This is a genomic window from Vibrio sp. Vb0937, assembly GCF_033338855.1.
In genome coordinates this window covers 1-1,950 of the sequence record NZ_JAWOTK010000092.1, presented here as the reverse complement: position 1 = coordinate 1,950, position 1,950 = coordinate 1, and the positions used below count along the sequence as shown (strand labels likewise).

General features: G+C 47.9%; 2 protein-coding genes and 1 pseudogene. All 3 read right to left on the bottom strand.

From position 1 onward, the window contains the following. The coding region (locus R7P67_RS23375; RefSeq protein ID WP_318086137.1) for an ABC transporter ATP-binding protein at positions 1-525 on the bottom strand (525 nt) is incomplete at its 3' end. Positions 526-597: 72 nt separating this feature from the next. Next, a complete protein-coding gene (locus tag R7P67_RS23370) occupies positions 598-1,512 on the bottom strand; it encodes a dihydrodipicolinate synthase family protein (protein ID WP_005454899.1) in 915 nt (304 codons plus the stop codon). Positions 1,513-1,568: 56 nt separating this feature from the next. Continuing rightward, a pseudogene (locus R7P67_RS23365) lies at positions 1,569-1,950 on the bottom strand (ornithine cyclodeaminase family protein); the annotation flags it as partial.

Sequence of the window (1,950 nt, the reverse complement as noted above, 5' to 3'; positions counted from 1 at the left end):
ACGAAGTTGCTTGTCCAACGCGCCCAAAGGCTCATCCATCAGGACGAGTTTCGGTTCAAACACAAGCGCTCTCGCCAACGCGACACGTTGTTGCTGCCCGCCAGATAACTGCTTTGGATAACGGCTGGCAACGTGCCCCAACTCGACCATGTCCAGTGCGCTCTGTACTTTATTTTGAATGGTTTGATTATCGAGCTTGCGCACTTTTAGAGGAAAAGCGAGGTTCTCCGCAATCGTCATGTGAGGAAACAGCGCGTAGTTTTGAAATACCATTCCGATGTCGCGTTTATGTGGCGCGAGATTGTTTACCGGAACGCCATCAATGTAAATCTCCCCGCCTGTTGCCGTTTCAAAACCCGCCAGCATCATCAGACACGTTGTTTTGCCTGATCCAGAAGGCCCCAACATGGTGACAAACTCTCCGGGTGCGATGTCTAAGTTGAAGTCTTTAACCACCAAGTTTGCACCGTCGTAGGTTTTCTTAACATGTTGAAAGCTCACATAATCCTTGTTTGCTGTGCTCATGGCATCCCTCCGTTCATTTTTGTATAGCGAAAATAAGTAGAGCGCCACAAAGCGCCCTACTCACTAGCTCAATTACAGATTGTATTTTGATAGGTCTAAGCGGGTAGCAAGCGCGTGCTCCACCATCTGGATCACTTGTTGACGCTCCTCACCTTTAAGCAGTTGGCGCGGTGCACGAACTTGCTCTGAACCACGGCCACACACTTGTTCAGCAAGCTTAATGCACTGAACCAGCGTAGGAATGGTGTCGAGACGCAGCAGCGGTAAGAACCAACGGTAAATTTCTAACGCTTCTGCATAACGGCCTTGGCTCGCCAGCTTGTAAATTGCAACTGATTCTTCTGGGAACGCATTGGTTAAGCCAGAAATCCAGCCTGTCGCTCCTAACATCAGCGACTCAAGCGCAATATCATCAACACCGCTGAACACGGTAAAACGATCATCGAACTTGTTGTAAAGTTCAGTGATACGACGCGTGTCGGTAGTCGACTCTTTGATTGCAACAATGCTGTCAAACTCAGCCAGCTTCGCCATGATATCGAGATTTACATCGACGCCGTACGCAACAGGGTTGTTGTAAATCATGATAGGCATCTCTGGTGTCGCTTCTGCCAGCGTGCGGTAGTAATCATATGTTTCGCTTTCAGACGTGCGGTAAACCATCGCAGGCATCACCATACACCCGTCGATACCAATTTTGTGCGCGTCTTGCATGTAATCGATAGCCGCTGTGGTAATTGACTCTGCCGTACCAGCAATAAGAGGAACACGACCATTAACCACTTCTTTGGCAGCTTGTAGCACCTGACGCTTTTCTTCCGGATATAGCGCGCAGTTCTCACCGACCGTACCAAGGCAAATAATGCCGTTCACACCATCTTTAATTTGGTTATCGATAACGGTTTGTGTTGCGTCTAGGTCAATGGACTGATCTTGACGAAATTGCGTACTGACCGCCGGATAAACACCTTTCCAATCTACTTTCATGAACTTCCTTTCCTTTATGTATATTGTATGCAATTTATAAAGACGAGCGAAAATGCTCAAATTTGGCTTTCAACGCCATGTTTTAACAACACCGCTTTTACTGCGGCTAAATCAGCCAAGGCACTGCCAACCGATTTATATAAGGTAATCACCTCGTCACTTTGACGCCCTTGCACTTGCTGAGCGCAAAGCTCAGGCAACTCCCCATAAATGTCTTCAGGTGTGAATACCCCCGCTTGTATTGGGATCAGCAAATCTCCCGCTTCCGCCAACACATTAATGCGACTGTCGACATACACATTCGCTCTTTGCACCGAGACAGAATCGCATTCACGCTTGTCTAAGTCGTGATTACCGACCAGATCAATGTGTGTTCCCGGCTGCACATCAGAGCCATTAAACAAAGGCTGAGCAGACGCAGTAATGCAACTGATGATG

Excerpts from the sequence above, each read along its gene's own strand:
- R7P67_RS23370 (WP_005454899.1), bottom strand. The coding sequence starts at position 1,512 with ATGAAAGTAGATTGGAAAGGTGTTTATCCGGCGGTCAGTACGCAATTT.